Raw genomic sequence first — 19,992 nt, forward strand, 5'->3', positions numbered from 1 at the left:
TCGGGGTCATCTAGGGTGCCTTCCGTGGGCCACATCCAGATCACTCCGTCCATCCTGAACGCCGACTTCGCAGCCCTCGGGGCGGAAGTCGCCCGGATCCCCAGCGCCGACTGGGTCCATGTCGACGTGATGGACAACCACTTCGTGCCCAACCTGACTTTCGGGCCGACGATGGTCGAAGCGCTTGCGCGGTCCACCTCGGTGCCGCTGGACGCCCACCTGATGATCGAGAACGCCGACCGTGAGGCCCCGGCGTACGTCGAGGCCGGCTGCGGCTCGGTGACCTTCCACGTCGAGGCCACCAAGGCGCCGGTCCGGCTGGCGCGCGAGATCCGCGCCAAGGGCGCCCGCGCCTCGATGGCCCTCAAGCCGGCGACCCCGATCGAGCCCTACGAGGACATGCTTGCCGAGCTCGACATGGTGCTGCTGATGACCGTCGAGCCCGGCTTCGGCGGGCAGAAGTTCCTCGACCTGGTGCTGCCCAAGATCCGCCGGACCCGTTCGCTGATGGACAAGCACGGTGTCGAGACCTGGCTGCAGGTCGACGGCGGCGTCTCGCTGGAGACCATCGAGCGCTGCGCCGAGGCGGGAGCCGACGTCTTCGTCGCCGGCTCCGCCGTCTACTCGGCCGCAGACCCGGATGCGATGGTCAACGCCCTGCGCGACAAGGCCGTCTCAGCAGTCGACGCCTGATCAGGCGTCGTGCCACGGGTGTGGCACACTGGTTGAAGACGAGCTTGTGCTCGCGTGCTCTGGGGTCGGTGAAATTCCGAGCCGGCGGTGACTGGACGAAAGTTCAGAAGTCCGCGACCCGATGGCAGCCAGTCATCGGTTGACCAGGTGAAACTCCTGGACCGACGGTTAAAGTCCGGATGGGAAGACGCACGCAGCCCGATTCGTCGTGAGCGCCCTGATTCGACAGGGCGCGGCGCGATGTCTCGGCCTGACCCCGGAGTCCGTGAGACGGACCAGAGGGGATCAGATGAAGTGCTTGGACCAGCGTGACCCGGAGCCGGGAGCGATGCGTCGCGCCCTGGACCTGGCCGCTGCGATCGGCGCCCCGGGGCCCGCCACCTACCCGAACCCGCGGGTGGGCTGCGTACTCCTGGGGCCTGACGGGTCGATGATCGCCGAGGGCTATCACCGTGGGCCCGGCACTCCGCACGCGGAGGTCGATGCGCTGGCGAAGGCCGGTGAGGCAGCCCGTGGAGCGACCGCGGTCGTGACGCTCGAGCCGTGCAACCACACCGGCCGCACCGGCCCGTGCTCGCAGGCGCTGATCGAGGCCGGCGTCGCCCGTGTCGTCTACGCCCAGTCCGACCCCAACCCGGTCGCCGCCGGTGGCGCCGCCACGCTGAAGCAGGCGGGGATCGAGGTCGAGCAGGGCCTGTACGCAGCGGAGTCTCGTGAGCTCAACCGGGTCTGGACCCGGGCGGCCGAGCTGCAGCGCCCCTACGTCACCTGGAAGTTCGCCACCACCCTCGACGGACGCAGCGCCGCCGCCGACGGCACCTCGCGCTGGGTCTCCTCGCGCGCCGCGCGGCTCGACACCCACAAGCTGCGGGCGCTGAGCGACACGATGCTGGTCGGGACCAACACGGTCGCGGTCGACGACCCCGCGCTGACGGTCCGTGACCTGGAGGACCGGCCGGTCGGCGTACAGCCTCTTCGGGTGGTCATGGGGGAGCGCGACCTGGGTGAGGACCGCCGGATCTTCGACGCGCAGGCGCCGTCCCTCCACCTCCGCACGCGCGACCCGCACGAGGCGCTCGCCGCCCTGTGGGAGCGCGAGCGCCGCCATGTCTTTCTCGAGGGCGGGCCGACGCTGGCCGCGGCCTTCCTGGAGGCGGGACTCGTGGACGAGATCGTCGTCTACGTCGCCCCGTTCCTGCTCGGCGCCGGTCGCTCGGCCGTCGCCGACCTCGGAATCACCACCATCGCCGACGCGTTCCGGCCGCGGGTGCGCTCGGTCGATGTGCTTTCACCTGCCGCGCCCGGCGAGGAGCCGAACGTGCGGTTCGTCTTGGAACCACAGAAAGGGGAGCAGTGATGTTCACCGGGATTGTTGAGGAGCTCGGCACCGTCGCCGGGATCGAGGACCAGGGCGACGCCGTACGCCTGACCATCTCCGCCGCCACCGTGCTGGCGGACGCAGAGCTGGGCGCCTCCATCGCGGTCAACGGCTGTTGCCTGACCGTCGCCACGCTGGGCGAGAACGAGTGGACGGCCGACGTGATGTTGGAGACGCTGAAGCGGACCAGCCTGCACGCGCTCTCGGTCGGTGACCAGGTCAACCTGGAGCGCGCGGTCACCCCGAGCACCCGGCTCGGTGGCCACATCGTCCAGGGCCACGTCGACGGCGTCGGACGCATCGTGTCGCGTGAGCCCAGTGAGCACTGGGAGGTCGTCACGATCTCGTTGGATCCGGAGCTGGCTCGCTATGTCGTCGAGAAGGGCTCGATCGCGGTCGACGGGATCAGCCTGACGGTCGTCTCCGTGACCGACGACGCGTTCACGGTCAGCCTCATCCCCGAGACCCTGGCGCGCACGTCGCTGGGGTTCCGGGCCGTCGGCGACGAGGTCAACCTCGAGACCGACATCATCGCCAAGCATGTCGAGAAGCTTCTGGGAGGGGTTCGGCCGTGAACATCGAGACTGGATTGAATTCATCGGGCACCGAGCAGTACTTGGGGGTCCGCCTGGACCCGGTCGAGAACGCGATCGCCGACCTGGCGGCCGGCAAGCCGGTCGTGGTCGTCGACGACGAGGACCGGGAGAACGAGGGCGACCTGATCTTCTCCGCCGAGCTGGCGACCCCGGAGGTGATGGCGTTCGCGATCCGCTGGTCCTCGGGCGTGATCTGCGTGGCGCTGCCGGGCGAGCGGCTCGATGCTCTCGACCTGCCGCCGATGACTCGTGTCAACGAGGACCGCAAGCAGACGGCGTACGCGGTGTCCGTGGACGCCCGCGAGGGCGTCTCGACCGGCATCTCGGCCGCCGACCGGGCGCTCACCACCCGGCTGCTGGCCGGGCCCCACTCGGGCGCCGGTGACCTGACCCGGCCGGGGCATGTCTTCCCGCTGCGGGCACGCGACGGGGGAGTGCTGGTCCGGGTCGGTCACACCGAGGCCGCGGTCGACCTGACCCGGCTGGCCGGTCTGGAACCGGCCGGTGCACTGGTCGAGCTGGTCAACGACGACGGCACCATGCAGCGCGCCCCGCAGCTGCGGGAGTTCGCCGACGAGCACGGTCTCGCGATGATCTCGATCGCCGACCTCGTCACCTACCGGCGGCGTACGGAGGTGCTGGTCGAGCGCAAGGCGGCGACCCGGCTGCCGACCGAGTTCGGGGACTTCACCGCGTACGGTTATCGCACCATCGACGACGGGGTCGAGCACGTCGCGCTGGTCTACGGGGACATCGCCGGGTGCGATCCGGTGCTCGCGCGCGTGCACTCGGAGTGCCTGACCGGGGATGTCTTCGGGTCGCGGCGCTGCGACTGCGGACCGCAGCTGCGCGAGGCTCTCTCGCGGATCGCGGCGGAGGGCTGCGGTGTGGTGGTCTACCTGCGCGGCCACGAGGGCCGCGGGATCGGACTGCTCGCCAAGCTGCAGGCCTACCAGCTCCAGGACGGCGGGCGCGACACCGTCGACGCCAACCTCGATCTCGGCCTCCCGGCCGACGCGCGACACTATGGCGCCGCCTCGCAGATCCTGCGCGACCTCAAGGTCGACGCGGTACGCCTGATGACCAACAACCCCGAGAAGGTGAGTCACCTCGAGGCGTACGGTGTCGAGGTCGCCGAGCGGGTCCCGCTGACCCCGCGGCCCAACGAGCACAACCTCGCCTACCTGCTGACCAAGCGTGACCGTATGGGTCACGCGCTGCCCGATCTGTCTGAGGAGAACCGATGAGTGGCAAGGGAGCCCCGACCCCTGAGGTCGTCGACGCGAGCGACCTGCGGGTCGCAGTCGTGGCCGCGCGCTGGCACGACGAGGTGATGGCCGGCCTGCTGAACGGCGCCGAGCGAGCGCTGAAGGACGCCGCCGTCGGCGGCCTGACGGTCGTGCGCGTCCCCGGTGCGTTCGAGCTCCCCGTCGCCGCGGCCGCGCTGGCCAAGTCGGGCTACGACGCCATCGTCGCGCTCGGGGTCGTCATCCGCGGCGGCACTCCGCACTTCGACTACGTGTGCTCGGCCGCCACCGACGGGCTCAACCGGATCGCAATCGACTACCTCATTCCCGTCGGCTTCGGCCTGCTGACCTGCGACAACGAGGAGCAGGCGCTCGACCGGGCCGGGCTCGAGGGGTCCAGCGAGGACAAGGGCTATGAGGCGGCCGCCGCGGCCATGGAGACCGCGCTCGCCCTGCGCGACTGCGTGCGCCACTACTGAGGCGCTGAGCGGGTTGTGAACCTGAGAGCGGTCGGTGGACCGCTCTCGGCTTCACAACCTGCTGGCTCTCGGAGTCGGGGTCAGCTGCAGGCGGCCACCGCGTCCGGGAACGCGGCGTCGATCGCGTCGAAGTCGAGGTGGCCGATGCCCTGGCTCTTCCCGTCGGCGCCCTGTGCCATCACCGTGCGCACGTTGATCGCGGTCCAGGTCTCGATCCCGGCGGCGTCGGCGAGGACCTCGATCCCGGCGTCGCACAGCCCGGTGAACTCGGCGGCGAGGTCGTGGAAGCTGACGAACCCCTCGGAGTCGGCCATGCCCTGTGCGCGCCGTGGTTTGTGCGTGGGCGATTCAGGTGGTGCGCCTCGCGACCAGGTCGCCCGCGCGACGCCGCGCCCCTGGATCCTGGCGGGACGCTGCCCGCTCGATGACGAACCCGTGCGGAGCGAGCATGTCTGCCAGCGCCTCGGCGGACCAGTAGTAGGCGGTGTGCACCGCGTGGTCGAACGCCTCGCCTGGATCGCCGTCGAAGAAGCCGATCAGCGCCGATCCGCCGGGCGTGAGCACGCGGGCGAACTCGCCGAGGATCGCAGGAAGATCGGCGGGCGGGGTGTGGATGATCGAGTACCACGCCAGGATGCCGCCGACCGACTCGTCCTCCAGCGGGAGGTCGGCCATGTCCGCTCGCTCGAAGCTGACCTCTGGATACCGCGCTCGTGCGGCGGCGACGAACTCGGCCGAGGCGTCCAGACCTACTACCTCGCGTACGCCGCCCGTGGTGAGCTCCTGGCTCCAGAGCCCTGGGCCGCAGCCGGCATCCACTAGGCGGCCGGTCGTGGTGTCTCGCCAGGTGGTGATCGTCTCGTGGTCGCGCTTGGCGAGCTGGTCGATCGTTCCGAACAGGTCGATGTACTCGGTTGCGCGGCCGTCGTAGGCTGCGCCGATCTCTGTCATGGTCATCGGTGAGCAGGGTAGTGGTTGATGTGTGTCTGTTTGGTCTCGTGCCTGGGTTCCAGCACGGGTGGGGCCAATACGTTGCTTGGGTTGGGAGATTTAGAAGCAGGGTGTCTGGGGTGGGTGCCATTCGGGTGTCTTGCGGGCTTCCAGCAGCGGTCTGGGTTTGGTTGGGGATATCTGTCCCTGATTGGGTTCATTGGTTTTGCGTTGTGTGGTAGGCTCGGCGCAGGCGTAAACGTGAAGGCCGACCACCTCGAAAGAGGCGTGCCCTATTCATCCGAGACACAACGGGGGTGGGGTAATCCAGGGGAACCAGGGGCGTGCACGCTGAGCTGCGAGGGTAAGTAATAGCCCGTACTCCGGGCCTCCGAGACCAGCGAACCAACCGGGATTCTGCACAGGCAGAAACCCTTGAGTTCGTACGTCGGGAGGTGACCGGTTCGATGACCATGCTGCAGCAGCCCCAGCACCCTGTGCTGGGGGCGGTGGTCGCGGTCACTGCCTCGCTTGCCCGTGTCTCTGAGGCGAATCCGGTGTTCATGGCCACCGACCAGAAGGCCACCACCTTGCTCGAGATCGCCCGCGCGAAAGCCCAGCTGGCTGAGCTCGAGCTCCGGGTGCTCGCCGCCGCCGGTGATGTGGCCGCCGAGTCTGCGTCGCGGGATGTCGCGGCGTGGCTGCATCACCACACCCACCAACGCCCCGAGACCCTCCGAGCCGACCTCCGGCTCTCTGAGGCTTTGGATCGGACCTATCACCAGGTCGCGGAGGCGATGCGCCGCGGTGCCTGCAACCCCGCCCAGGCCCACGTCATCGTCAACGCTCTCGACGACCTCCCCGCCGATCTCGACCCCGAGATCCGAGTCAAGGCCGAAGAGGCCCTGGTCGCCTACGCGACCCGGTTCGACCCCACCCAACTGCGACGCCTGGGCCGTCGGATCCTCGATGTCATCGCCCCCGAGATCGCCGAAGCGGAAGAAGCCCGACGCCTTGCGGCCGAGGAGGCCCACGCGCGGAAGAAGACCCGCCTGGCGATGCGGCGGCTGGGGGATGGCACCACCCGGATCTCGGCGGTGGTCCCGGACGCGACCGCAGACCGACTGGCCACCACCCTGGAGGCCTTCGCCTCACCCCGCCGCGACGACGGCACCCGCACCGACACAGGCGACTACCTACCCTACGACCGCCGCCTGGGACGCGCGTTCTGCCAACTGCTGGAGACCCTCGACCCAGCCCGGCTCCCGATCCACGGCGGCGATGCGACCACGGTGATCGTCACCATCGACCTCGACCAGCTCCGCAAGGACGCCGGCATCGCCCAGATCATCGGCGGCAGCCCGATCACCGCCGCCGAAGCCCGGCGGCTGGCCTGCACCGCGAACATCATCCCCGCCGTCCTCGGCGGCGCCTCCGAGGTCCTCGACCTGGGCCGCAAGGAACGGTTCTTCACCGCCGCCCAACGCCGAGCCCTCCTGCTGCGCTCAGCCACCTGCGAGGCCGAGGGCTGTGACATCCCCGGCACCTGGGCCGAAGCCCACCACTGGCTCGAATGGGCCCAAGGCGGGGCCACCGACCTCGACAACGCTGCCCTGCTTTGCTCCCATCACCACCACCGCGCCCACGACTCCACCTACCTCCACGAACGCTTGCCCAACGGCGACATCCGCTTCACCAGACGCAGATAAACCGACGGGTCACAACAATCCACAACCCCAACCGCGCGGACGACACCCGTGGCGATGCCGAGTCGGCGTGTCTGCCCCGCCCTGCGCGATCGAGTCGGCGTGTCTGCCCCGCCCTGCGCGATCGAGTCGGCGTGTCTGCCCCGCCCTGCGCGATCAGGTCGGCGCGTCTGCCTCTGCCCGTGATGCTAGTCGGCGCGTCGGTCTCGCTCCCGTGACACCGAACCATCCAAGCCGATGCCGTTCTCTGGGCCGATCTGGGTCAAGAGGGCCTCCGATGTCGACCTGGCTGCGTCCGAAGACGCGGGATACGGGCAATGCCGCTGCCCGGTGACTGCGGGGGAGTTCGATGTCGACGACTGGTCTTCGGCGCTCGCTCAACCGGTGATCGGCAGCATCGCGGCGCTCGTTGTCCCGGCTGACCTCGGCGGCGTGATCTGGGACAGTCGCGCCGACTCGATCGCAGGGTCCGTCGTCGCGCTATAATTTGCGCATGCATGCAAATACGCAACCTCCGGTGTGGGGGGACGACGTCGTCACTCTTGCCGTCGAGGTGCTGCGGATGCTGGCTGATCCGACGCGTCTGCAGATGGCGGGGCTGTTGCTCGATGAGGAGCGGTCGGTCTCCGAGCTTGCCTCGATGTTGGACAAGCCGGTGCCGGGGGTGTCACAGCATCTGGCGAAGATGCGGATGGCTCGGCTGGTGACGACGCGGAAGGAGGGGACCTCGGTGCTCTACCGGGTCGAGAACGGGCATGTGCGCCAGCTCGTCCTCGACACGATCGGCCACGTGGAGCATCTCCTGGACCAGGTCCCTGCGCACCATCGGTCGTCGGGGGAGGAGTCGGCATGACCCATACGTTGCACGATCATCCACGCGACCATGCCCACGCCGGACACGGTCACGGACATGATCACAGCCACGATCATGACCACAGCCATGACCACAGCCATGGGCACGATGGGGGGTGGGCGCGCGTCAAGCATGCGGTCTCGGACGTCTTCGGGGCTCACTCCCACGATGCGGCGGACCAGGTCGACGAGGCGTTGGAGGCCGACGTACGTGGGCGGCGGGCGCTGTGGATCAGTCTCGGTGTGCTCGCGCTGACGGCGGCGGTGCAAGCGATCGTGGTGACCCTGACCGGGTCGGTGGCGCTGCTGGGGGACACGCTCCACAATGTCGCGGACGCCCTGACGGCGGTGCCGCTGCTCGTGGCGTTCTGGCTCGCCCGGCGTCCGGCCAACGACCGGTTCACCTATGGGTACGGCCGGGCCGAGGATCTCGCCGGGCTCTTCGTCGTCGCCATGATCGCGCTCTCCAGCATCCTGGCCGGCTGGGAGGCCATCGACCGGCTGTTCCATCCACGCGAGGTCGAGCACGTCTGGGCGGTCGCTGCGGCGGGAGTGGTCGGGTTCTGTGGCAACGAGCTCGTCGCGCGCTACCGGATCCGGGTGGGCCGCCAGATCGGCTCGGCGGCCCTGGTCGCCGACGGGCTCCACGCGCGTACCGATGGTTTCACCTCGCTGGCCGTGGTCCTCGGTGGCGCCGGTGTCGCGCTCGGGATGCCGTGGGCCGACCCGGTGATCGGGCTGCTGATCGCGGTGGCGATCCTCGGCGTGCTGCGCTCGGCGCTCAAGCAGGTCGGTGCTCGGCTGATGGACGCGGTCACCCCGGAGGACGTACGCAGGGCGAGGGAGGCGGTCGGCACGGTGGACGGCGTGCTCGAGGTCCGCAGCCTGCGGCTGCGGTGGATCGGGCACACCCTCCACGCCGACGGTGACATCACCGTGTCAGCCGAGCTGCCCGTCTCTGCCGGGCACGACATCGCCCACCATGCCGAGGAGCATCTCCTGGAGGCACTGCCGCGGCTGACCAGTGTGGTCCTCCACGTCAGCCCCGACGGAGCACACCCCTAGGCTCTGCCCTGATGAACATCTTCGAATTCGACGGCAAGGGTCCGCAGATCCATCCCGACGCCTGGGTGGCGCCGACAGCGACGCTGGTCGGTGACGTACGCCTCGGTCCGAACGCCAGCGTCTGGTACGGCGCGGTGCTGCGTGCCGACGTCGGGCCGATCATCATCGGCGAGGGCTCCAACGTGCAGGACAACTCGGTGCTGCACGTACGCCCCGGCTCCTCCCTCGAGATGGGCGCGCACAGCACGATCGCGCACGGCTGCGTGGTGCACGGCGACCGGATCGGGACCGGGTCGCTGGTCGGCAACGGCGCCGTGGTCTCCGATGCCGTGGTCATCGGCGACGGTTGCCTGATCGCCGCCGGCGCGATGGTGGTCGAGGGGACCGAGGTGCCCGACCACAGCCTGGTGATGGGCGTGCCGGCCAAGATCCGCGGCACGATCGAGCCCGGCAGCAACCCCGCGGCGATCCTCGAGCTCAACGCGCCTGGCTACGTTGAGTTCATGAAGTTGCACCGCGCGACCGTACGACCAGCCTAACCCTCACCCTGAGGTGGAGGGTCAGTCGGCGCCGCAGGCCACGCAGTGGAGCGAGCCGACCCGGCGGTCGGCCTCGCAGGTCGCGCACGGGGCGATGGTCTCGCGGCCGCAGCCCTCGCAGTGCTTGCCGCGGACCGGGTAGCCGCAGTAGGGGCAGTCGCCCTTGCGTACGCGCATGGCCGGGATCCGCTTGGCCAGGAGCCGTTGGACGGCGACGAACACGCCGACGGTGGCCGCGGCGCCGAACAGCGACAGGATGAGCGGGCCGAAGTCGGCGTACTCGAAGGTGTAGTGGAAGGCGAAGACCAGCGCCATGATCACCCCGGTCGCGGCGAGCGCGAAGCCGAGCGGGAGGAAGCGGGAGCCGCTGCGGCGCAGCCGGTAGAGGACCCAGAACCCGACCAGGCAGAGCAGGATGATGAAGCCGAGGCGGATACCTATCTGGATCGCCTCGTGGCCGGGGATCTCGCACGCCGTCTGGCCGTTGTTGCACTGGTCCCAGTCCATGTAGAGCGGCCACCAGCCGGCGACCTTGACGTAGAACCAGACGGTGCCGACGAGCAGGAAGGCGGTCAGTGCGACCGCCAGGAACCGCTCGCTGCGGGTCGACTCGACCTCGTCGGCGGCAATAGGGGTCTTCATGGCGTGCTCCTGTGGGCTCGGGTGCGGGCGTGGAAGCCGACCTCGAGGCGGCAGTCGAGGGCGGCTGCCACCCGGAGGAGGGTGTCGATCTTGGGTGGGCGGGACCCGGACTCCAGCCGAGCGATCGCCGACTGGGTCGTGCCGCAGAGCTCGGCGAGCTCGCGCTGGGACAGGCCCCGCGCGACCCGGTGCTCGGTGACCTGCGCGGCGATCCCGACGTAGAACGCGGTGTCCTCGTCGTCGGTGCTCATGAAATCGACGGTATCGCAGTCCTGCTATGGCTGTCCATAGCAGTTCTGCTATGGATCCGATGAGACGATTCGGGGGCCGGGTCGCGTACGGCCTAGGCTTGACGTTCGTGAAGACGTTCGACGAGCTCTGGGCCGAGCTGAGTGAGAAGGCCCGGACCCGACCTGAAGGATCCGGCACCGTGGCACAGCTCGACGCCGGGGTCCATGCGATCGGGAAGAAGCTGGTCGAGGAGGCCGCCGAGTCCTGGATGGCGGCCGAGTACGAGGGCAAGGAAGCGACCGCGGAGGAGATCTCCCAGCTGCTCTACCACGCCCAGGTGCTCATGCTCGCCAGCGGAATCTCGATCGACGACGTCTACTCACACCTGTAGGGGAACCTCATGACAACCGATGACAAGCCTCTCCGGATCGCCGTCCCCAACAAGGGCTCGCTGTCCAGCTCCGCCTCCGAGCTCCTGCGCGAGGCCGGCTACCGCCAGCGCGAGGACTCCAAGCGCCTGACCCTCATCGACGATGAGAACGGCGTCGAGTTCTTCTACCTGCGCCCGCGCGACATCGCGCTCTACGTCGGCGAGGGCACCCTCGACATCGGCATCACCGGCCGCGACCTGCTCCTCGACTCCGGCGCCAAGGCCGACGAGGTCATCGGGCTCGGCTTCGGCCGCAGCCGGTTCCACTTCGCCGGCCGCGCCGGCGCCTTCACCTCGATCGAGGAGCTGCGCGGCAAGCGGATCGCGACCTCCTACGTCGGGGTCGTCTCGGCCTTCCTGGAGCGTGAGGGGATCGACGCGAGCGTCACCCGGCTCGACGGCGCCGTCGAGACCTCGATCCAGCTCGGTGTCGCCGACGCGATCGCCGACGTGGTCGAGACCGGCTCCACGATGCGACAGGCCGGTCTGGAGATCTTCGGCGAGCCGATCATGCGCTCCGAGGCCGTGGTGATCACCCGGTCGGGCGCGCAGCTTCCTGAGGCGTACGAGACCTTCAAGCGCCGTCTGGACGGCGTCCTGATCGCGCGTAGCTACGTGATGATGGACTACGACATCCGCGCCGAGGACCTCTCCGAGGCCTCCGCGATGACGCCCGGCCTCGAGGGGCCGACGGTCAGCCCGCTGCACCGCGAGGGCTGGGTCGCCGTCCGTGCGATGGTGCCGCGTGCCGGTTCGCAGAAGCTGATGGACGACCTGTACGCCGTGGGTGCCCGCGCGATCCTGCTGACGGAGATCAATGCCTGCCGGATCTGACCCCGCCGGATCTGACCCCGCCGGATCTGACCCCGCCGGACCCAAGCTGCCGGTGAAGCTGCCGCACACCTGGCGCCCGCTCGGGGCGCGCGTCATGGGCTGGTTCCTCGTCGCCGCCCTGGCGATCATGTGCACGATGGTCTGGGTCGGCTTCACGCCCGAGATCAAGGCGCAGGTGACGATGTTCGAACGGCTCACCTTCGGCTTCGTCGGTCTGCTGATCCTGACCTGCGTGCACGCGGTCACCCGCTCGCGGGTCGTCGCCCGTGAGGACGGTCTGACCGTGGTCAACGGCTACAAGCGCCGCGACCTGGAGTGGGCCGAGGTCCTCGCGATCAACTTCCCGCGTGGCGCTCCCTGGCCCACCATCGACCTGGCCTCGGGGCACAACATCTCCGTCCTCGGCATCCAGGCCTCCGACGGGGGCTCGTCGAAGAAGGCCGTACGCACGCTGCGCACGCTGGTCGAAGAGCTGTCCTAGCAGCAACCCTCCGGCGAACCATTTACTACGCTTCGGGGAAGACTCGCCCGAACCGCTGATCGTGGTGCCCGCGGCGACTTAACGTGTCTGCGTGACGTCATGGACTCGTGCTCTCGCGGCGCTGGCGGCCGTCCTCGCCCTGGTCTCGACCGTGCCGGCCCAGGCCGCGCCGGTGCACCCGGTCGGCACCTGGGGTGCCTCGGCCGACGAGGTGGGCGGCCAGACCGGCGCCGCCGGCCTGGCGGACCGGTCGGTACGCAACCTGGTGCACACCTCGCTGGGTGGTTCCGGCGTACGCATCACCCTGTCCAACGTGTTCGGCGACCGTCCGGTGACCTTCACCTCGGCACACCTCGGTCTGGCCGGGGACGGAGCCGCTGTGGTGCGCGGTACCAACCGCCCGCTGACCTTCGACGGAGCCGACCAGGTCACCGTCGCCCCCGGCACCGAGGTGCGCAGCGACCCGGTCGACGCGACGGTGCCGGCCGATAGGACCCTCGCGGTGAGCTTCCACGTCGTCGGCGAGAGCGGCCCGATCACCGGGCACGACGTCGCCACGCAGACCTCCTACGTCTCCGGGGCAGCGGGCGCGGACGTGGCCGGCGAGGAGTCGGGTGCGGCGTTCACGACGGAGATCTCCAGCTGGTACTGGGTCGAGAGCGTCGTCGTCGAGAAGCCGCGCCGGGTCAAGACCGTGGTGCTCTTCGGTGACTCGATCACCGACGGCAACGGCTCCACGGCCGGGGCCAACCGGCGCTACCCTGACGTGCTGGCCGACCGGGTGGCGGCGAGCTCGTACGCCGACCGGTTCGGAGTGATGAACGAAGGGATCTCCGCCAACCGCGTGCTCGTCGACAGCACTGGTGGCCAGCGCGGTCTGGACCGCTTCCGGCGAGACGTCCTGGACCAGCCCGGCGTCTCCACGGTGGTGCTGCTGGAGGGGATCAACGACATCCGCTGGGACGACGCAGACGAGGCCTCCGACCTGACCGCGGCATACCGCGACCTGATCGCGCAGGCGCACGCCGAGGACGTGTGCGTCGTCGGCGCCACCCTCACCCCGTACGAGGGCGGCAGCCGCTACACCCCCGCACGCGATCGCGTGCGGGTCGCGGTCAACGAGTGGATCCGGACCTCCGGTGAGTTCGACGGCATCGTCGACTTCGACGCGGCCACGCGTGACCCCGACCGACCGGCGCGGTTCCTGCCTGCGTACGACTCCGGGGATCATCTCCACCCCGGCGACGCCGGCTATGCGGCGATGGCCGAGACGGTCGACCTGTCGTTGCTGGAGTGCGACCGCTAGGCCGTGACGTTCAGATCGCGGTGATGCCCCAGGTGATCTCGAGGCGCTCGTCGGGGGCGAGCGAGACCAGGTCGGTGCCGGAGTTGAACGCGTCCGGGGGAGCGGTCATGGGCTCGACGGCGAGACCGCCGCGGGCCGGTGACTGGTCGTCGGCGCTGTAGACCATCAGCCACGGGTGGTGCTCGTCGACCCAGAGCGCGACGCCGCCGTCGGGGCCCTGGATCGTGACCGTCGCCCGCCCGTCCTCGCCACGGTCGAGATCGGTGAAGGCGTGGTCGAGGACGACGTCGCCGATGGGCTTGGCGGAGGTGAAGTCGTAGGCGGTCCCTGCCGTCGCCTCGCTCCCGGTGGGCAGCTTGCGCTCGGGGTCGGAGAGCAGTCGCGTCCGCGCCGGAAGGATGAGCGTCCACTCGTCGACCGGACCGGCGCCGACGGTGAGATAGGGGTGCGCGCCGGCGGCGTAGGGCGCGGGGGAGCCAGCATGGTTGGTCGCCGACTGGGTCACGGTGAGCCCGTTGGCCCCGATGGCGTACGTCACCTCGAGGTCGAGCGTCCACGGATAGCCGCTCTGCGCCATCAACCGGGTGGCCAGGGTGATCGAGTCCTTGGCCTCGTCGATGGGCAGCCACTGCGACCACCGCACCAGCCCGTGGGAGGCGTTGTTGCGCGCGACCTCGGTGAGCCCGAGCTGGTAGGTCTTCCCGCCGAACTCGTAGCGTCCGTCGCGGATCCGGTTGGGCCACGGCGCCAGCAGCTGACCCTTGCCGCCGCTGGACTGCTCCTCGTCGCCGAACCCGGCGATCAGGTCCCGCCCCTCGTAGGAGAGCAGCCGCAGCGCGCCGCCACTCTCCGTCACCGTGGCGGAGTAGCCCCCGCCGTCGATCGTGAACTGCTCTCCACTCGGTCTCAGCACGCGCACAGGCTATCGAGGTGGCCGCGCCGCCCCGGTGGCTGGTCGGGGTTAGCCTCGGGCCATGGAGCGACGACAGCTGGAGTTCTTCCTCGCGATCGCCGAGGCGGGCAGCTTCACCAGCGCCGCGGCGCGGCTGCACGTCGCCCAGCCGTCGTTGTCGTACGCCGTGCGCGGGCTCGAGCGGGAGCTGGACGGTCCGCTCTTCGAGCGTCATGGCCGAGGAGTGCGGCTCACACCGGCGGGCTCGGCGCTGCTGGGGCCGGCCCGCCGGGTCGTACGTGGCTTCGAGCTCGCCGCGGGTGCGGTCCGGTCGGTCTCCGACGAGGGGTTCGGGCGGCTGCGCATCACGTCCAGCACGGTATGGGCGGTCGAGCCGCTGGTGCCGGTGCTGGCCGAGTTCCGCCGGATCCAGCCAGGGGCGCAGGTGGTCGTCACCGACCCGCAGCACCGCTCGGACGTCTTGGACCAGGTGCGCAAGGGCGAGGCCGACGTGGGGCTCATCGACGGCGCGACGCCGCACGGCCCCTTCGGCTCGCACCGCCTCGCCGAGCACGAGCTGGTGGCGGTCCTGCCGCCTTCGGGCGAGGCGCCGGAGGAGATCCGGATCGAGGAGCTCGCCGAGGTCGGCCTGATCGCGACACCGGCCGGCACGGCGCTGCGTACGTTCCTCGATGCCCGCCTCGAGGCCGCCGGCCTGCCCACCGAGGTCGCGATCGAGACGGCCCACGTCGCCTCGATCATCCCGCTGGTGCTGGCGCGGGCGGGGGTCGCGATGCTGACCGAGGGCATGGCCGGTGCGGCGTCGCGAGCCGGGGCGAAGGTGGTGCCGCTGGCTCCGGTCACGCGGGTGAGCGTGTCTCTGGTGTGGCTGGAGGAACGCGGCGACGCGCTGGTGGAGCAGTTCGTCGCGCTGGCTCAGGACCTCACCGACCAGTGACCAACCTATAGAGACTCTCTATCGCAGCATCTCGATCTTGGTCTTGCTCGCTGCGCGGACGTGCTGGAACACCCAGAAGGCGAATGTCTAGTGTGTTAGACATATATGAACCGATTGGATGGAGCATGCATGCGCCGCCCCCAACGCCTTGCTGTGGCCGCCCTCGCCATCGCGGCGACAGCCGGCACCCTGACCGCCTGCACGACCGCGAGCGAGCGTGACGGCTTCGCCCAGAGCGACGCCGGTGGAGCCGAGAACTCGGTGGTCCTCGCCGAGCAGCCGTGGGTCGACCTCCAGGTCGAGAACGAGATCGCCGTCCAGATCCTCCAGGAGCTCGGCTACGACGCGAGCATCAAGAAGAACCTGTCCGTCGAGAACGCGGCGACCGCGGTCTCCTCGGGCCAGATCGACGCCTACCTCGGCAACTGGTGGCCATCCCAGGAGCCCAGCTTCGGCGACCCCATCGACCAGGGCGACGTCGAGGTGCTCTCCACGATCGTGAAGGGCACCGAGTACGCCCCGGCGATCCCCGGCGACGTCGCCGACGAGCTCGGGATCGAGTCGCTCGCCGACCTCGACGCCAACGCCGCGAGGTTCGGGAAGAAGATCTACGGCATCGAGGCCGGCTCCCCGGGCAACGAGACGATCCAGAAGGCGATCGACGAGGACGCGTACGGCCTGGGGGACTGGAAGCTCGTCGCCAGCGGCACCCCGGCGATGCTCGCCCAGGTCGAGAAGTCGCAGAAGGCCGGCCAGCCGATCGTGTTCCTCGGCTGGAGCCCGCACTGGATGACCGTGCAGTTCGACGCCGCATTCCTCGAGGACCCCGACAAGGTGTGGGGAGGCGCCGGTGAGATCCGCACGGTCACCCGCAAGGGGTTCGAGGACGACAACCCGGAGATCGCCGAGTTCCTCTCCAACCTGACCTTCACCACCGACGAGGCCGGGCAGTTCTACTACGACCACGACAAGTCCGGGAAGGAGCTCGCCGACATCGCCGAGGCGTGGATCGACGACAACCCCGACAGAGTCGCCGAGTTCCTCGACGGGGTCGAGGACGCAGACGGCGAGAAGGCGGAGATCTGATGAGCGAGACGACGTTCCAAGCTGACGAGACGGCCGAGCCCGCGATCGTCGGGCGTGGCCTGAGCAAGGTCTACGGCCTCGGCGGAGGCAGGCCGAGAAGGCACTGGCCGCCGAGGACCCGCGTGCCGCGGCCGCCGCCGCGGGCGGCTACCTCGGCGCCCACGAGATCGACTTCGAGATCGCCAAGGGCGAGATGTTCGTCGTGATGGGCCTGTCCGGCTCGGGCAAGTCGACCGTGCTGCGGATGATCAACCGGCTCAACGAGCCCAGCGCCGGCGAGCTCCTGATCGACGGCGAGGACATCACCAAGGTCTCCGACCAGCGGCTGCGCGAGCTCCGCAACAACGGCATCGGGATGGTCTTCCAGCACTTCTCGCTCTTCCCGCACCGGACGGTGCGGGAGAACGCGGCGTACGGCCTGAAGGTACGCGGCATCACGAAGCAGGAGCGGCTCGAGAGGGCCGACGCCGCCCTGGACCGGGTCGGCCTGGGCGGGCGCGGCGACAAGCTCCCGCACGAGCTCTCCGGCGGCATGCGGCAGCGGGTGGGTCTGGCCCGCGCGCTGGCCGTGGACCCGCCGATCCTGCTGATGGACGAGCCGTTCTCGGCGCTGGACCCGCTGATCCGGCGCGACATGCAGGATCTGCTGGTCGAGCTCCAGGCCCAGGACCAGCGCACCACGGTCTTCGTCACCCACGACCTCAACGAGGCGATGCGGATCGGCGACCGGGTGATGGTGATGCGCGAGGGCCGGGTCGTCCAGCTCGCTCCCGGGCCCGAGATCGTGGCGCACCCTGCCGACGACTACGTCAGCGAGTTCGTCTCCGACGTCGACCGGGCACGGGTGCTCAGCGCCGGTGACCTGATCCGGCCGGCCCGTCTCGTACTCCCCGAGGACATCACGCCCCACGACGCGCTGCGCAGGCTGGGGGAGAACGAGGTCACCGGTGCGTTCGTCACCGGCGCGGACGACAGGCTGCTGGGCGTCGTGACCGACGACCGGCTGGTGAGCCTGACCCGGCGTGGCGCCAAGAGCGTCCACGGTGCGCTGGGGGAGGACTACCACCAGGTCAAGGAGGGCGACGTGATCGGCGACTTCATGCATCTGGCGGGCCGCCAGGTCGTGCCCGTCACCGTCCTCGACGAGGACGGCAGGCTGCGCGGCGTGGTGCCGCGGGGTGCGATCCTCTCGGCGCTCTCCACCGTGAACGACACCGACGAGGCTGCGGAGGTGGCCCATGCCTGACCTTCACATCGGCGACATCGGTGAGGATGTCATCACCTTCCTCACCGACAACCTCGGGCCGTTCTTCGACGGCATCAAGGAGGCGCTCAACTTCCTGCTCCGGATGGTCTACAACGTGCTCGGCGGGCTGCCACCGGTCGCGATGATCATCGTGCTCGCGGTGATCGCGCTCCTGGTGACCCGCCAGGTCGTGCTGACCCTGGTGCTGACCGCCGGGTTGCTCCTGATCGAGTCGATGGACCTGTGGTACGAGACGATGCAGACCACCACCTCGGTGCTCGTGGCGACGCTCGTCGCGCTGGTGATCGGCATCCCGCTGGGGATCTGGTCGGCCTTCTCGCCACCGCTGCGGACGGCCCTGCGGCCGGTCCTCGACCTGATGCAGACGCTCCCGGTCTTCGTCTACCTGCTGCCGACGATCCTCTTCTTCGGCGTCGGCGACGCACCCGGCCTGGTCGCCACCATCGTCTTCGCCCTGCCGCCGGCGGTCCGGCTCACCCAGCTCGGGATCAACCAGGTCGACCCCGAGACCGTCGAGGCGGCCACCGCCTTCGGCGCGGGCCGCTGGGAGATCCTGCGCGAGGTCCAGCTCCCGCTGGCCAAGGACTCGATCATGACCGGCGTCAACCAGGTCATCATGCTGGCCCTCTCGATGGTCGTCGTGGCCGGGCTGGTCGGCGGCTCCGGCCTCGGTGGCGTCGTCGTCAACGCGGTCCAGGGGCTGCAGATCGGCGCCTCGATCGAGGGCGGACTGGCCGTCGTCGTCATCGCGATCTACCTCGACCGCGTCTCGGCCGCACTCGGCGGCCAGCGTGGCCTGGTGCCGTCCTGGTGGCCGAAGCTCGGCCGCGGTCGCGGTGCCCACGCCACGACCCCCGAGCCCGAGCTCACCCCCGCCTGAACCGAAATCCCTGATCGGAGGAGAACGACTGTGACCATCACCGAGCTGCATCGTCCCGCGGACGTCGTCGAGGCGCCCTCGGGCGTGCGGATCCGCCGCGCCGGTGCCCGGATCGGCGCCGTCATCGAGGGCCTGAGCCTGGCCGCGGCCGACGACACCCAGATCGAGGACGTACGCGACGCCCTGCTGCGCCACAAGGTGCTCTTCTTCCGGGGCCAGGACGGGCTCACCGACGAGGCGCAGAGCGCGTTCGCGGCGCGGTTCGGCGAGCTGACGACCGCGCACCCGACGGTCAACACCGGCTCCGGGCGGGTGCTGCGGGTCACCGCCAACGCCGGAATGGCGGCCAACGCGTGGCACACCGACGTCACCTTCGTCGACCGGGTCCCGGCGATCTCGGTGCTCCGCGCGGTCACCCTGCCGCCCTACGGTGGCACCACGATCTGGGCGAACACCGCGGCCGCCTACGACCGGCTCCCGGCGCCGCTGAAGGCGCTGGCCGACGCGCTGTGGGCGGTGCACACCAACTCCTACGACTACGCCCAGCGCGACGAGGAGCACGAGCAGCCCGACGCCAACTACTCCCGCGACGACTTCGCCTCGGTCCACTTCGAGACCCGGCACCCGGTCGTCCGCGTCCACCCCGAGACGGGGGAGCGGACGCTGGTCCTGGGCAGCTTCGTCAAGGAGTTCGACGGGCTCACCTCCACCGAGTCGATCCACCTGTTCAACCTGCTCCAGGACCGGGTCACCAAGCTCGAGAACACCATCCGCTGGGCCTGGCAGCCCGGTGACGTGGCGATGTGGGACAACCGCGCCACCCAGCACTACGCGGTCGCCGACTTCGACCACCACCCGCGCGAGATGCGCCGGGTCACGGTCGCGGGTGACGTACCGGTCTCGGTCGACGGGCGGCGCTCGGAGGTCCTCCAGGGCGACGCGCGGGCCTACAGCCGCCTGGACGAGCTGATCTCCTGACCCGTTCCGGGATCACGTGGTCACGATGATGTCGGCGCGGGCGGCGGTCAGGTCGTGGGCGAAGTGCTCGGTCTCGGCCGCTGCCCAGGCGTCCCAGTGGGGCGCGAAGGTGTCGCCGTCGCGGTCGATGCCGCGTCGCTTGCGATCGTCCTCGGGCGCGTCGACCCAGGCGAGGGCGGTGCGGAAGCCGTCGTACGCCGCGGCGCCGCTGCCGACGCCCTCGATGACGAGGAGCGGGCTCGGCGGGACCAGCACGGTCTCGGCGAACTCGCCCGCGTGCCAGTCGTAGCGGCGGTAGGAGCCGGGGGCTCCCTCGACGAGGGGGAGGAGGATCGACTCGAGCTGGGCGATGCCGTCGGCGAGGCCGTCCCAGCCGGCGTACAGGTCGTCCATGTGGACCACAGGGGCCTGTGTCATCCCGGCCAGGGCCGCGGCGAGCGTCGTCTTCCCGGAGCCGGCGGGGCCGTCGACGCAGATCAGCCGTCCGGGGCCGAGGGTGGCCGGACGGCTCATCGCGATCGT

25 protein-coding genes and 1 riboswitch are annotated in these 19,992 nt (G+C 69.9%); of the genes, 19 read left to right on the plus strand and 6 right to left on the minus strand.

Going from position 1 to position 19,992, the window contains the following annotated elements; translation table 11 throughout:
- The first annotated feature begins 24 nt into the window (after positions 1-24).
- The 5 genes from rpe to ribH all read left to right on the plus strand — a co-directional run bounded on the left by rpe (position 25) and on the right by ribH (position 4,393).
- Complete coding sequence (rpe, locus tag ACIO3S_RS09765; protein WP_201451031.1) at positions 25-693, plus strand: ribulose-phosphate 3-epimerase; 669 nt, start codon at positions 25-27, stop codon at positions 691-693.
- 50 nt (positions 694-743) lie between these two features.
- Positions 744-890, plus strand: a riboswitch (FMN riboswitch).
- A 101-nt stretch (positions 891-991) separates the two neighbouring features.
- Positions 992-2,050 carry a bifunctional diaminohydroxyphosphoribosylaminopyrimidine deaminase/5-amino-6-(5-phosphoribosylamino)uracil reductase RibD gene (ribD, locus tag ACIO3S_RS09770; RefSeq protein ID WP_400464591.1) on the plus strand — a complete coding sequence of 353 codons (1,059 nt, stop codon included), beginning with the start codon at positions 992-994 and terminating at the stop codon, positions 2,048-2,050.
- Positions 2,050-2,646 (plus strand): riboflavin synthase, encoded by a 597-nt coding sequence (locus ACIO3S_RS09775; RefSeq protein ID WP_400462352.1) that lies wholly within the window; start codon positions 2,050-2,052, stop codon positions 2,644-2,646. Before ribD ends, ACIO3S_RS09775 begins: the two co-directional genes overlap by 1 nt.
- Positions 2,643-3,914: a bifunctional 3,4-dihydroxy-2-butanone-4-phosphate synthase/GTP cyclohydrolase II gene (locus tag ACIO3S_RS09780; RefSeq protein ID WP_400462354.1), complete on the plus strand. Its 1,272-nt coding sequence runs from the start codon at positions 2,643-2,645 to the stop codon at positions 3,912-3,914. Before ACIO3S_RS09775 ends, ACIO3S_RS09780 begins: the two co-directional genes overlap by 4 nt.
- Entirely contained in the window at positions 3,911-4,393 is a 483-nt protein-coding gene (gene ribH / locus ACIO3S_RS09785) for a 6,7-dimethyl-8-ribityllumazine synthase (protein WP_400462357.1), read from the plus strand. Before ACIO3S_RS09780 ends, ribH begins: the two co-directional genes overlap by 4 nt.
- Before the next feature lie 80 nt (positions 4,394-4,473).
- Here the strand turns inward: ribH and ACIO3S_RS09790 are convergent, their stop codons facing one another.
- Both ACIO3S_RS09790 and ACIO3S_RS09795 read right to left on the minus strand, forming a co-directional pair.
- Positions 4,474-4,707: a hypothetical protein gene (locus ACIO3S_RS09790; RefSeq protein WP_400462360.1), complete on the minus strand. Its 234-nt coding sequence runs from the start codon at positions 4,705-4,707 to the stop codon at positions 4,474-4,476.
- Positions 4,708-4,741: 34 nt separating this feature from the next.
- A complete protein-coding gene (locus tag ACIO3S_RS09795) occupies positions 4,742-5,350 on the minus strand; it encodes a class I SAM-dependent methyltransferase (RefSeq protein WP_400462363.1) in 609 nt (202 codons plus the stop codon).
- A gap of 440 nt (positions 5,351-5,790) precedes the next feature.
- Between ACIO3S_RS09795 and ACIO3S_RS09800 the strand changes: the two genes are divergently transcribed.
- The 5 genes from ACIO3S_RS09800 (at position 5,791) to ACIO3S_RS09820 (ending at position 9,485) form a co-directional block, all read left to right on the plus strand.
- Positions 5,791-7,032 (plus strand): DUF222 domain-containing protein, encoded by a 1,242-nt coding sequence (locus ACIO3S_RS09800; protein WP_400462366.1) that lies wholly within the window; start codon positions 5,791-5,793, stop codon positions 7,030-7,032.
- Between the two features lie 234 nt (positions 7,033-7,266).
- Complete coding sequence (locus ACIO3S_RS09805) at positions 7,267-7,515, plus strand: hypothetical protein (protein ID WP_400462368.1); 249 nt, start codon at positions 7,267-7,269, stop codon at positions 7,513-7,515.
- 7 nt (positions 7,516-7,522) lie between these two features.
- A complete protein-coding gene (locus tag ACIO3S_RS09810; protein ID WP_400462370.1) occupies positions 7,523-7,882 on the plus strand; it encodes an ArsR/SmtB family transcription factor in 360 nt (119 codons plus the stop codon).
- Complete coding sequence (locus tag ACIO3S_RS09815; RefSeq protein WP_400462372.1) at positions 7,879-8,946, plus strand: cation diffusion facilitator family transporter; 1,068 nt, start codon at positions 7,879-7,881, stop codon at positions 8,944-8,946. Before ACIO3S_RS09810 ends, ACIO3S_RS09815 begins: the two co-directional genes overlap by 4 nt.
- Before the next feature lie 11 nt (positions 8,947-8,957).
- Positions 8,958-9,485: a gamma carbonic anhydrase family protein gene (locus tag ACIO3S_RS09820; protein WP_400462374.1), complete on the plus strand. Its 528-nt coding sequence runs from the start codon at positions 8,958-8,960 to the stop codon at positions 9,483-9,485.
- A 21-nt stretch (positions 9,486-9,506) separates the two neighbouring features.
- Here ACIO3S_RS09820 and ACIO3S_RS09825 read toward each other — a convergent pair whose 3' ends face one another.
- Complete coding sequence (locus tag ACIO3S_RS09825) at positions 9,507-10,127, minus strand: hypothetical protein (protein WP_350713846.1); 621 nt, start codon at positions 10,125-10,127, stop codon at positions 9,507-9,509.
- Positions 10,124-10,378: a helix-turn-helix transcriptional regulator gene (locus ACIO3S_RS09830; RefSeq protein WP_355017193.1), complete on the minus strand. Its 255-nt coding sequence runs from the start codon at positions 10,376-10,378 to the stop codon at positions 10,124-10,126. Before ACIO3S_RS09830 ends, ACIO3S_RS09825 begins: the two co-directional genes overlap by 4 nt.
- 59 nt (positions 10,379-10,437) lie before the next feature.
- On the opposite strand from ACIO3S_RS09830, the gene ACIO3S_RS09835 reads away from it, so the two are divergent.
- The 4 genes from ACIO3S_RS09835 to ACIO3S_RS09850 all read left to right on the plus strand — a co-directional run bounded on the left by ACIO3S_RS09835 (position 10,438) and on the right by ACIO3S_RS09850 (position 13,409).
- A complete protein-coding gene (locus ACIO3S_RS09835; protein ID WP_400462378.1) occupies positions 10,438-10,749 on the plus strand; it encodes a phosphoribosyl-ATP diphosphatase in 312 nt (103 codons plus the stop codon).
- A gap of 9 nt (positions 10,750-10,758) precedes the next feature.
- Positions 10,759-11,622 carry an ATP phosphoribosyltransferase gene (hisG, locus tag ACIO3S_RS09840; RefSeq protein WP_400462381.1) on the plus strand — a complete coding sequence of 288 codons (864 nt, stop codon included), beginning with the start codon at positions 10,759-10,761 and terminating at the stop codon, positions 11,620-11,622.
- Entirely contained in the window at positions 11,606-12,103 is a 498-nt protein-coding gene (locus ACIO3S_RS09845; RefSeq protein ID WP_400462384.1) for a PH domain-containing protein, read from the plus strand. Before hisG ends, ACIO3S_RS09845 begins: the two co-directional genes overlap by 17 nt.
- Positions 12,104-12,194: 91 nt before the next feature.
- Positions 12,195-13,409 carry an SGNH/GDSL hydrolase family protein gene (locus tag ACIO3S_RS09850; protein WP_400462387.1) on the plus strand — a complete coding sequence of 405 codons (1,215 nt, stop codon included), beginning with the start codon at positions 12,195-12,197 and terminating at the stop codon, positions 13,407-13,409.
- Between the two features lie 10 nt (positions 13,410-13,419).
- Here the strand turns inward: ACIO3S_RS09850 and ACIO3S_RS09855 are convergent, their stop codons facing one another.
- Positions 13,420-14,322: an aldose 1-epimerase family protein gene (locus ACIO3S_RS09855; protein ID WP_400462390.1), complete on the minus strand. Its 903-nt coding sequence runs from the start codon at positions 14,320-14,322 to the stop codon at positions 13,420-13,422.
- A gap of 61 nt (positions 14,323-14,383) precedes the next feature.
- On the opposite strand from ACIO3S_RS09855, the gene ACIO3S_RS09860 reads away from it, so the two are divergent.
- The 5 genes from ACIO3S_RS09860 to ACIO3S_RS09880 all read left to right on the plus strand — a co-directional run bounded on the left by ACIO3S_RS09860 (position 14,384) and on the right by ACIO3S_RS09880 (position 19,470).
- Positions 14,384-15,259, plus strand: coding sequence for a LysR family transcriptional regulator (locus ACIO3S_RS09860; protein WP_400462392.1), 876 nt, complete (start codon positions 14,384-14,386; stop codon positions 15,257-15,259).
- A 129-nt stretch (positions 15,260-15,388) separates the two neighbouring features.
- Positions 15,389-16,345 (plus strand): ABC transporter substrate-binding protein, encoded by a 957-nt coding sequence (locus ACIO3S_RS09865; RefSeq protein ID WP_400462395.1) that lies wholly within the window; start codon positions 15,389-15,391, stop codon positions 16,343-16,345.
- Between the two features lie 193 nt (positions 16,346-16,538).
- Positions 16,539-17,591, plus strand: coding sequence for a glycine betaine/L-proline ABC transporter ATP-binding protein (locus tag ACIO3S_RS09870; RefSeq protein ID WP_400462398.1), 1,053 nt, complete (start codon positions 16,539-16,541; stop codon positions 17,589-17,591).
- Positions 17,584-18,492: an ABC transporter permease gene (locus tag ACIO3S_RS09875; RefSeq protein ID WP_400462400.1), complete on the plus strand. Its 909-nt coding sequence runs from the start codon at positions 17,584-17,586 to the stop codon at positions 18,490-18,492. Before ACIO3S_RS09870 ends, ACIO3S_RS09875 begins: the two co-directional genes overlap by 8 nt.
- Before the next feature lie 30 nt (positions 18,493-18,522).
- Positions 18,523-19,470, plus strand: a complete 948-nt coding sequence (locus ACIO3S_RS09880; protein ID WP_400462403.1) for a TauD/TfdA dioxygenase family protein — start codon at positions 18,523-18,525, stop codon at positions 19,468-19,470.
- A gap of 12 nt (positions 19,471-19,482) precedes the next feature.
- On the opposite strand, the gene ACIO3S_RS09885 is transcribed toward ACIO3S_RS09880, so the two are convergent.
- A complete protein-coding gene (locus tag ACIO3S_RS09885; protein WP_400462406.1) occupies positions 19,483-19,983 on the minus strand; it encodes a 4-amino-4-deoxy-L-arabinose transferase in 501 nt (166 codons plus the stop codon).
- Positions 19,984-19,992 lie beyond the last annotated feature (9 nt).

This window comes from Nocardioides sp. NPDC087217 (assembly GCF_044744805.1).
GTDB lineage: Bacteria > Actinomycetota > Actinomycetes > Propionibacteriales > Nocardioidaceae > Nocardioides.

Bases quoted from the DNA above. Each gene is read 5' to 3' on its own strand.
- ACIO3S_RS09830 (WP_355017193.1), bottom strand. From the start codon at position 10,378: ATGAGCACCGACGACGAGGACACCGCGTTCTACGTCGGGATCGCCGCG.
- hisG (WP_400462381.1), top strand. From the start codon at position 10,759: ATGACAACCGATGACAAGCCTCTCCGGATCGCCGTCCCCAACAAGGGC.
- ACIO3S_RS09820 (WP_400462374.1), top strand. From the start codon at position 8,958: ATGAACATCTTCGAATTCGACGGCAAGGGTCCGCAGATCCATCCCGAC.
- ACIO3S_RS09885 (WP_400462406.1), bottom strand. From the start codon at position 19,983: ATGAGCCGTCCGGCCACCCTCGGCCCCGGACGGCTGATCTGCGTCGAC.
- ACIO3S_RS09860 (WP_400462392.1), top strand. From the start codon at position 14,384: ATGGAGCGACGACAGCTGGAGTTCTTCCTCGCGATCGCCGAGGCGGGC.
- ACIO3S_RS09835 (WP_400462378.1), top strand. From the start codon at position 10,438: ATGAGACGATTCGGGGGCCGGGTCGCGTACGGCCTAGGCTTGACGTTC.
- ACIO3S_RS09870 (WP_400462398.1), top strand. From the start codon at position 16,539: ATGTTCGTCGTGATGGGCCTGTCCGGCTCGGGCAAGTCGACCGTGCTG.
- ACIO3S_RS09815 (WP_400462372.1), top strand. From the start codon at position 7,879: ATGACCCATACGTTGCACGATCATCCACGCGACCATGCCCACGCCGGA.
- ACIO3S_RS09805 (WP_400462368.1), top strand. From the start codon at position 7,267: ATGCCGTTCTCTGGGCCGATCTGGGTCAAGAGGGCCTCCGATGTCGAC.
- ACIO3S_RS09795 (WP_400462363.1), bottom strand. From the start codon at position 5,350: ATGACCATGACAGAGATCGGCGCAGCCTACGACGGCCGCGCAACCGAG.
- ribH (WP_400462357.1), top strand. From the start codon at position 3,911: ATGAGTGGCAAGGGAGCCCCGACCCCTGAGGTCGTCGACGCGAGCGAC.
- ACIO3S_RS09810 (WP_400462370.1), top strand. From the start codon at position 7,523: ATGCATGCAAATACGCAACCTCCGGTGTGGGGGGACGACGTCGTCACT.
- ACIO3S_RS09865 (WP_400462395.1), top strand. From the start codon at position 15,389: ATGCGCCGCCCCCAACGCCTTGCTGTGGCCGCCCTCGCCATCGCGGCG.
- ACIO3S_RS09845 (WP_400462384.1), top strand. From the start codon at position 11,606: ATGCCTGCCGGATCTGACCCCGCCGGATCTGACCCCGCCGGATCTGAC.
- ACIO3S_RS09825 (WP_350713846.1), bottom strand. From the start codon at position 10,127: ATGAAGACCCCTATTGCCGCCGACGAGGTCGAGTCGACCCGCAGCGAG.
- ACIO3S_RS09775 (WP_400462352.1), top strand. From the start codon at position 2,050: ATGTTCACCGGGATTGTTGAGGAGCTCGGCACCGTCGCCGGGATCGAG.
- ACIO3S_RS09875 (WP_400462400.1), top strand. From the start codon at position 17,584: ATGCCTGACCTTCACATCGGCGACATCGGTGAGGATGTCATCACCTTC.
- ACIO3S_RS09800 (WP_400462366.1), top strand. From the start codon at position 5,791: ATGACCATGCTGCAGCAGCCCCAGCACCCTGTGCTGGGGGCGGTGGTC.
- ACIO3S_RS09790 (WP_400462360.1), bottom strand. From the start codon at position 4,707: ATGGCCGACTCCGAGGGGTTCGTCAGCTTCCACGACCTCGCCGCCGAG.